The organism is Flavobacterium sp., from assembly GCF_046073885.1.
GTDB lineage: Bacteria > Bacteroidota > Bacteroidia > Flavobacteriales > Flavobacteriaceae > Flavobacterium.
Map to the genome: position 1 here is coordinate 1 of NZ_JBJTND010000047.1, position 9088 is coordinate 9088.

Consider the following 9088-nt stretch of genomic DNA (forward strand, 5'->3'; position numbering starts at 1 on the left):
TAATAACATTCAAGGCTTTAGTTTATCTAATAAAAATGGATGAGATATATTTGTGTTTCTATTTAAAATATAATATTTAATATCAAAAATAAAATGAGTATAATTATTAAAGTACACGCAAGACAAATCCTTGACTCAAGAGGAAATCCAACAATAGAAGTAGATGTAGTAACCGAAAATGGTGTTTTAGGAAGAGCAGCAGTTCCGAGTGGAGCATCGACAGGTGAACACGAAGCGGTTGAATTACGTGATGGCGGAAAAGCCTACATGGGAAAAGGAGTTCTTAAAGCGGTTGAAAATGTTAATACTAAAATTGCTCCCGAATTATTAGGAGTTTCTGTTTTTGAACAAAACTTAATCGATCAAATTATGATTGATTTAGACGGAACTGCAAATAAAGGAAACCTAGGTGCTAATGCAATTCTTGGTGTTTCTTTGGCTGCTGCCAAAGCGGCTGCTAATGAGTTGGGATTGCCTTTATACAGATATGTGGGTGGCGTTTCCGCAAATACATTGCCTGTTCCAATGATGAACATCATCAACGGAGGATCGCATTCTGATGCGCCTATTGCTTTTCAAGAATTTATGGTGATGCCGGTTAAAGCAACTTCATTTACTCATGCTATGCAAATGGGAACTGAAATTTTCCACAATTTGAAAAAAGTATTACACGATAGAAATCTTTCAACTGCTGTAGGTGATGAAGGAGGTTTTGCGCCAAACTTAGCTGGTGGAACTGAAGATGCTTTAGAAACCATTAAAAAAGCAGTTGAAAATGCAGGTTATAAATTTGGAGATGAAGTAATGATTGCTTTAGATTGTGCTGCTTCAGAATTTTATGTAGATGGAAAATACGACTACACTAAATTTGAAGGACCAAACGGAAAAGTGAGAACTTCAAAAGAACAAGCAGAATACATGGCTGAATTGGCTGCCAAATATCCTATTATTTCAATTGAAGACGGAATGCAAGAAAACGACTGGGATGGTTGGAAGTATTTAACCGAATTAATTGGAGATAAAGTGCAATTAGTAGGAGATGACTTGTTTGTAACTAATGTGGAGCGTTTATCAACCGGAATTGAAAAAGGAATTGCAAACTCCATTCTTGTTAAAGTGAATCAAATAGGTACGTTAACCGAAACAATTGCTGCGGTTAATATGGCTAAAAATGCAGGATATACTTCGGTTATGTCGCACCGTTCGGGAGAAACAGAAGATAATACTATTGCTGATTTGGCTGTTGCATTAAACTGTGGTCAAATTAAAACAGGATCGGCTTCTCGTTCAGATCGTATGGCAAAATACAATCAATTGTTGCGTATTGAAGAAGAATTAGCAGATACAGCTTATTTCCCTGGAGTGAACGCTTTCAAACAAAAATAATTTAGAAATTATATATTGTAAATGCCCTTTAGTTTTCTAAAGGGCATTTTTTTTGACTCACTTTTTAGGTGTATATATTAAACTTGCAAAATTTAATTAAAAATTAACGAAAACGTTAGAAATATAATTTTATAATTCGTTTATAATTCCATAAATTTGTTAAATTAAAAATATTCAGACTTAATTTCCAATTATATCATGTCAAAAACAGCAATATTAGAGTACGATGGTAAAAAATTTGAGTTTCCAGTAATTGTTGGATCCGAAAACGAACCTGCTATCGATATCAACAAACTACGCGATTTAACAGGTGCTATCACTCTAGACCCAGGGTATAAAAACTCGGGTTCTTGTCAAAGTGAAATTACTTTCCTAGATGGAGAAGAAGGAATTCTTCGTTACAGAGGATACGCTATTGAAGATTTAGCCGCTAAAGCTAATTTCCTTGAAGTATCTTACTTAATCATTTTTGGAGAGCTTCCTACAAAACAACAATTAGAACAATTTGAAACCGACATCCGCAAATACACTTTAGTAAATGAGGAAATGAAAAACATCATCGATGGATTCCCTAAAACGGCGCATCCAATGGGTGTTTTATCTTCATTGACTTCTGCGTTAACTGCCTTTAACCCAAAAGTAGTTAATGTTGAAAATGAAAAAGAAATGTATGAAGCAGTTTGTAAAACAATGGGTAAATTCCTTGTAATTGCAACCTGGACATATAGAAAAATGATGGGGTATCCATTGAATTACTATGATAATACAAAAGGATATGTTGAAAATTTCATGCGTTTAATGTTTGAATTGCCAACAGGTCCTTATGCAAATAATCAAGTGGTAATTGATGCTTTAGACAAGTTATTTATTTTACATGCCGATCACGAGCAAAACTGTTCTACTTCAACAGTAAGAATTGTTGGTTCTTCTCACGCTGGATTGTTTGCTTCCATTTCTGCAGGAGTTTCTGCATTATGGGGACCTCTTCACGGTGGAGCAAATCAAGCGGTTCTTGAAATGCTTGAGGCGATTCAAAAAGACGGTGGTGATGCTAATAAATACATGGCAAAAGCTAAAGATAAAGACGATCCATTCCGTTTAATGGGATTCGGACATAGAGTTTATAAAAACTTCGATCCAAGAGCAAAAATCATCAAAAAAGCAGCCGATGAGGTATTGGCTTCATTAGGGGTTAATGATCCTATTCTTCAAATTGCAAAAGAGTTAGAAGAAGCTGCTCTTGTAGATGAGTACTTTGTGTCTAGAAAATTATATCCAAACGTAGATTTCTATTCAGGTATTATTTACCGTGCATTAGGAATTCCAACTGAAATGTTTACCGTAATGTTCGCTATTGGTCGTTTACCAGGTTGGATTGCACAATGGAAAGAAATGCGTGTGAACAAAGAACCAATCGGAAGACCAAGACAAGTGTATGTTGGACATCCGTTAAGAGACTTTGTTCCGATGGATAAAAGATAAAAATCTATCAATACTTATAAACAAAAGCTTCGCTATTCGGCGGAGCTTTTTTATATTTGCTTAAGCCAAAAGCAAAATTTATGCTGCAATTAAATGTAAAAAATGAAACTTCAAGACTGAGAGCTGTTGTGCTTGGTTCTGCTGTTGATAATGGTCCAACGCCTACTGCCGAAGAAGCTTATGATCCCAAATCATTAGAGCACATTCTTGCTGGAACGTATCCAACAGAAGAAGACATGGTTCATGAAATGGAAGCATTTAATGAAGTTTTTAAAAAATATGATGTTAAAGTATTCCGCCCTGAGCGAATAGAAAATTACAATCAAATTTTTACTAGAGATATCGGATTCGTAATAGATGATATTTTTATTAAAGCCAATATCCTTCCGGATAGAGAACGAGAATTAGATGCCATTCAATATGTAATTGATCAAATGGATCCAACTAAAGTGGTTCGCCCTCCAGATGACGTACATATTGAAGGTGGAGATGTTATGCTTTGGAATGATTACATTTTTATCGGAACCTACAAAGGATCTGATTACAAAGAATATATTACTGCTCGAACCAATATGGCTGGGGTAAATTACATTAAAGAGTTATTTCCGCATAAAATTGTAAAAGAATTTGATTTGGTAAAATCCAAAATGGAAGCGCGTGACAATGCCTTGCATCTAGATTGTTGCTTTCAGCCAATTGGAGATAATATGGGGATTATTTATAAAAGTGGTTTTAGAGAGGAATCTGATTACAGGTATTTGCTAAAACTATTTGGAAAAGAAAACCTATTTCATATCACCCGAGAAGAAATGTATCACATGAATTCCAATGTATTTTCTATTGCTCCTAATGTTGTAGTTTCTGAAAAAAACTTCACCCGATTGAATGCATGGCTGCGAGAAAAAGGATTTACCGTTGAAGAAATTCCTTATGCAGAAATAGCGAAGCAAGAAGGACTATTGCGCTGCTCAACTTTACCGTTACTTAGAGATTAGCAAAGAGTTCTCTGTTCTCGGTTTTCAGTTAATTAATTTATAAATAGGTTAAAATATGAGCAGTTATCAGGATTTAGATATTTATAAAAATAGCTTAGATTTATTTTATGAAGTTCATGCAGCATCATTGCTTTTGCCTAAATATGAGTTATATGAATTAGGAAGTCAGATAAGGCGTTCGTCCGACTCGGTAAATTCAAATATAGTTGAAGGTTATGGAAGAAATCGTTATAAAGCCGAGTTTATCAGATTTTTAGTTTTTTCGCACTCAAGTTGTTTGGAGACAAAAGGACATTTAATAAAAATAAACCACCTATATGAAGGATTAATTCCAAATATAGAAAAGTATATTTCAGACTATGATAATTTAGGTGCAAAAATATTTAATTTTATAAAATATGTTGAAAGTAACTGGAAAACTTAAAAACAAATTACAGTCCAATTAACCGATAACCGATAACTGACAACAAAAACAACAAATAAACCATGAACCAAACTACCAATTCTATTTTAATGATTCGTCCTGTGGCTTTTCGAATGAATGAGCAAACGGCCGTAAACAACTATTATCAAAAGGTTCTAGACGGATTGACTCCGCAAAATGTGAATGTAAAGGCACAAGAAGAATTTGACACATTTGTAAATAAACTTCGAATGGTAGGTGTGGATGTGACCGTGGTTGATGATACTTTAGATCCAGATACACCAGACAGTATTTTTCCTAACAATTGGATTTCATTTCATGAAAATGGAGATGTGGTTTTGTATCCAATGTTTGCTGAAAATAGAAGAGCTGAGCGTAGAGAAGATGTATTGGATTTATTGGAAGATGCCGGTTTTCAAATAAATGAAGAAATCATGGATTATTCTTCTGCAGAAGAAGATGGTTATTATTTAGAAGGTACAGGTAGTATTGTTTTAGATCGCGAAAATGGTAAAGCCTATTGTGCTCTTTCGCCGCGTGCCGATGAAGAACTATTTATTGAATTTTGCGAAGATTTTGATTTGAGTCCGATTATTTTTGAAGCTTTTCAAACAGTGGATGGAAAACGAAAATTAATTTATCACACCAATGTAATGATGTGCATTGGCGATACTTTTGCAGTAATTTGTGCTGATTGTATTGATGATAAAAAAGAACGCAAAATGGTTTTAGACAGCTTGCGTTCCGATGAGAAAGAAATCATTTTGATAACAGAAGATCAGATGAATAATTTTGCTGGGAATATGCTTGAAGTGTTGGGTGCAGACGACAGAAGATATTTGGTTATGAGTTCTTCGGCATACCACGCATTAACCAAAAAACAAATTGCCCAACTAGAAGAACACATCACCATTATTCACTCTAGTTTGGACACCATTGAAGCATGTGGTGGTGGAAGTGCACGTTGTATGATGGCCGAAATTTTCCTTCCAAAAGCATAGTTTATTCAGAAAAAATGAAAAATAAAAAAACACTAATTCTAGGCGCTTCAACAAAGCCAGAAAGATATGCCTTTAAAGCTATTACTAGTTTGGTAGCACACGGACATTCCGTTATTGCTATAGGCCAAAATCAAGGAGAAGTTGCCGGAATTTCTATTCGCACCAAAAATATTCCACTAAAAAATATAGATACGGTAAGTTTGTATCTTAATCCAATGCGCCAACGCGATTACTATAATTACATTTTGGAAGCCAAACCAAAACGTGTGCTATTTAACCCAGGTACAGAAAACCCGGAGTTTTATCAGTTGTTAAAATCGAATAACATTAAAGTCGAAGAAGCGTGTACCTTGGTGTTATTGGCTACCAATCAATATTAAAATCTCGTCTGACTCGTAGCGGGTTTGCTTATAAGTAGTAAACCAATGTAAGTGATCAATCCGTTTACAATAATCAGTTCATTGTCAATTACATATTTGCCAAGAAGCTTTTCTGAATTTTGAGTAATCAAAAAGCAAATGGCAGGAGAAATTAAGCAAATATAAGGCACCAATTTATCGTGCACCGCTTTCGATTTCATAAACAATCCAAAAGCAAATAATCCCAGTAAAGGGCCGTAGGTATAGGTAGCAATCTTAAATACCATTTTCACCACGGAATCATCGTTGATGGCGTTAAATAAAATAATTACCATAAACATCAAGATCGAAAATCCTACATGCACTAAATGGCGGGTTCTTACAATGTTGGGTTTGTTTTGATTTTCGGTTTTATCCATACCTAAAAAATCAACGCAAAACGAAGTTGTTAATGCCGTTAAAGCACTATCTGTAGTTGCAAAAGTAGCTGCTGATAATCCCAATAAAAATACAATAGTTGGAACAATACTTAAATGATGGATGGCAATTTCAGGGAAAAGTAAATCGGTTCTGGCTACTCCGTTTACTTGTGGAACTGCAATTCCATTTTTTTCTGCATACAAATAAAGTAGGGCGCCAACACTTAAAAAGAAAATGTTAATTACAAGGAAAATTCCGGTAAAGGTGAACATGTTTTTTTGTGCTTCGCCGATATTTTTGCAGCTTAAATTTTTTTGCATCAAATCTTGATCCAATCCCACAGTTGCGATAGTAACAAAAATCCCACCTAAAATTTGCTTCCAATAATAGGTGCCGGCTAAATAATCTTCGTAGAAAAACACCTTAGAATAGTTGCTGTTTTTTACCTGTTCAAACGCTTCAATCATATTGAAATTTAAGCTTTGGCAAATGAAATAAATGGTCAAAAACACCGAAGAAATCAAGAAAAATGTTTGCAGTGTATCGGTGATGATTATGGTTTTTAGTCCGCCTCTGTAGGTGTATGCAAAGATCAATCCTAAAGATATTAAAACGGTTACAGCAAAGGGAACATGAAGTTCGTCAAAAACATATTTTTGTAACACAAAAACAACCAAATACAATCTAAAAGCAGAGCCAATGGTTCTTCCAATCAAGAAAATACTTGCCGCGGTTTTATAACTTACCACGCCCAGTCGTTGCTCAATATAGCCATAAATTGAGGTCAGATTCATTCGGTAATACAATGGTAGCAACACTTTGGCTACAATGATAAAACCTAGGGCGCATCCCAATACAAACTGAAAATATTTAAATTGTAAATCGGGGTTACCTACTTCACCAGGAACCGAAATAAAAGTAATTCCAGATATGGCTGTACCAATCATTCCGAATGCCACCAAATACCATTTTGAATTTTTGTTGGCTTTGAAAAAAGTATCATTATCAGAACTTTTTTTACTTACCAAGGATGAAATTAATATCAGGACACTAAAATAAATTACAATTAAAATTAAAATAGCAATTGGAGACATAGTTTTGGTTTTTTAGTTGTGCTAAAATAGTAAAAAAGATGGAAGTGCAAAGTTGGGGGTAATAAGAAAGTTCGACGATCAGAATTTCATCTAACTTCCAACTTTATTTTTTACTTTTGCTAAATGGAGTTTTCGTCAAAATTATTAGAAAAAGCAGTCAACGAAATGGCGCAGTTGCCCGGAATAGGTAAGCGAACCGCCCTTCGATTGGTTTTACATTTATTAAAACAACCTTTAGAACAAACACAGTATTTGTCTCAGTCACTTACAACCATGCGCGAGGAGGTAAAATTTTGTAAAAATTGCCATAATATTTCTGATATCGAAGTGTGTGAAATTTGCTCCAATTCTTCTCGAAATCATGCTATTATTTGCATTGTGGAAGATATTCGTGATGTAATGGCTATTGAAAACACCAATCAGTTTAAAGGGATTTATCATGTATTGGGGGGTAAAATTTCCCCTATTGATGGTGTTGGTCCGAGTCAGTTGAATATTGCCACCTTAATAGATAAAGTGAAATCGGGTGCTGTAGAAGAAATTATATTTGCTTTAAGCTCAACAATGGAGGGGGATACAACCAATTTTTATCTATATAAACAACTGAAAGATTTTTCAATTAAAACCTCCACTATAGCTCGTGGTATTGCCGTTGGCGACGAATTAGAATATGCAGATGAGGTTACTCTTGGTAGAAGTATATTACAAAGGGTTCCTTTTGAAAATTCCCTGAAAAATATTTAGGTAAGAAACTCGGTCAACTTTTTTGTATTTAAATTTGAAAAACTATCTTTGTTAGCTAAATTAGAGGGAAGTATGAATAGTAAAACCATATTTTTATTGTTTTTTGTAGGTCTTATGATTACCTCTTGTGTGCCTACACAAGATTTAATTTATCTGCAAAAAAAAGGTACTTCTACCGAAAGTAGCGTTAACCCTGTTGCTTTAAAGCCATATCGATTACAAACGAATGATATATTAAGTATTACTATTAAAGCAATTGATCCCAAAATCGTTGAAATTTTCAATAGTGATCCAACGGCACAAATTACCCCTTCAGAGCAATTATTATATCTAAAAGGATATTCTGTAGACGACCATGGAAATGTGCGTTTGCCGGTATTAGGAGAAGTGAATGTTTTGGGTTATACTTTAGATGAAGCTCGAGAAAGAATAGAAACATTGTTACTTAGAGACCATTTTAAGAAAGAAGCCGGAATTTATGTAAGTGTGAAATTAGCCGGTTTTAGATATACTGTAAATGGGGAAGTAGCTGTAACCGGAAGCAAAATATTGTACCAAGATAAAGTAACGATTCTAGAGGCTATTGCCAATTCGGGAGACATTACCATCATTGGTGATCGAAAAGATGTTAAGGTAATTCGTCAATTTCCACAAGGGGCAGAGACATTCAGTATTGACTTAACTGATTCTAAAGCAATGCAATCCCCTTGTTATTATTTACAACCCAACGACTATATTTACGTGAAACCTTTGAAACAAAAATCATGGGGAACGGGTAAAACAGGTATAGAGTCGTTAGGGACTATTATTACCATTTTGTCATTGGCAACCACTACATTTTTATTATTAAAATAAACCTATATTAATGTTAGACATTAAAGATTTTTCTTTTTTTGAAAACCAAAATAGTTTCGATTTCAAAGGTTTTTTAATAAAAACAGGAAGCTATTGGAAATGGTTTTTGTTGGGGTTGACAATATGCTTGATAATTGCGCATCAGGTGAATGTCCGCAAGCAAAAAATATATTCTTTAGATACCACAATAGCTATCAAAGAACAAGACAATCCTTTGTTTACTTCAAATACTAGTTTGGTTTTTAATTGGGTAGGCAGCTCTGATCAAGTGCAAAATATTGCTACCACAATTAAATCTAGATCGCATAATGAAATAGTTGTAGATAAA

General features: G+C 34.4%; 9 protein-coding genes and 1 pseudogene. 9 read left to right on the plus strand and 1 reads right to left on the minus strand.

Annotated elements, in window-relative coordinates:
• Positions 1-93: 93 nt before the first annotated feature.
• The 6 genes from eno (at position 94) to ACKOWY_RS06240 (ending at position 5668) form a co-directional block, all read left to right on the plus strand.
• Entirely contained in the window at positions 94-1386 is a 1293-nt protein-coding gene (gene eno, locus ACKOWY_RS06215) for a phosphopyruvate hydratase (protein WP_408940575.1), read from the plus strand.
• A 198-nt stretch (positions 1387-1584) separates the two neighbouring features.
• Positions 1585-2868, plus strand: a complete 1284-nt coding sequence (locus tag ACKOWY_RS06220) for a citrate synthase (RefSeq protein ID WP_408940576.1) — start codon at positions 1585-1587, stop codon at positions 2866-2868.
• Positions 2869-2948: 80 nt separating this feature from the next.
• On the plus strand, positions 2949-3863 hold the full coding sequence (locus ACKOWY_RS06225) for a dimethylarginine dimethylaminohydrolase family protein (protein ID WP_408940577.1): 915 nt from the start codon (positions 2949-2951) through the stop codon (positions 3861-3863).
• Positions 3864-3918: 55 nt separating this feature from the next.
• Positions 3919-4287 carry a four helix bundle protein gene (locus ACKOWY_RS06230; protein ID WP_408940578.1) on the plus strand — a complete coding sequence of 123 codons (369 nt, stop codon included), beginning with the start codon at positions 3919-3921 and terminating at the stop codon, positions 4285-4287.
• A 62-nt stretch (positions 4288-4349) separates the two neighbouring features.
• Complete coding sequence (ctlX, locus tag ACKOWY_RS06235; RefSeq protein ID WP_408940579.1) at positions 4350-5288, plus strand: citrulline utilization hydrolase CtlX; 939 nt, start codon at positions 4350-4352, stop codon at positions 5286-5288.
• 14 nt (positions 5289-5302) lie between these two features.
• Entirely contained in the window at positions 5303-5668 is a 366-nt protein-coding gene (locus ACKOWY_RS06240) for a CoA-binding protein (RefSeq protein WP_408940580.1), read from the plus strand.
• Here ACKOWY_RS06240 and ACKOWY_RS06245 read toward each other — a convergent pair.
• Positions 5665-7161, minus strand: a complete 1497-nt coding sequence (locus ACKOWY_RS06245) for a sodium:solute symporter (protein WP_408940581.1) — start codon at positions 7159-7161, stop codon at positions 5665-5667. The two genes, ACKOWY_RS06240 and ACKOWY_RS06245, sit on opposite strands and share 4 nt — an antisense overlap.
• 123 nt (positions 7162-7284) lie before the next feature.
• Here ACKOWY_RS06245 and recR point away from each other — a divergent pair, with 123 nt between their 5' ends.
• From recR to ACKOWY_RS06260, 3 genes and pseudogenes are all read left to right on the plus strand, one after another.
• On the plus strand, positions 7285-7905 hold the full coding sequence (gene recR, locus ACKOWY_RS06250; RefSeq protein ID WP_408940582.1) for a recombination mediator RecR: 621 nt from the start codon (positions 7285-7287) through the stop codon (positions 7903-7905).
• A gap of 72 nt (positions 7906-7977) precedes the next feature.
• Positions 7978-8760 (plus strand): polysaccharide biosynthesis/export family protein, encoded by a 783-nt coding sequence (locus tag ACKOWY_RS06255; protein WP_408940583.1) that lies wholly within the window; start codon positions 7978-7980, stop codon positions 8758-8760.
• Positions 8761-8770: 10 nt separating this feature from the next.
• Positions 8771-9088: pseudogene (locus ACKOWY_RS06260) on the plus strand (sugar transporter); the annotation flags it as partial.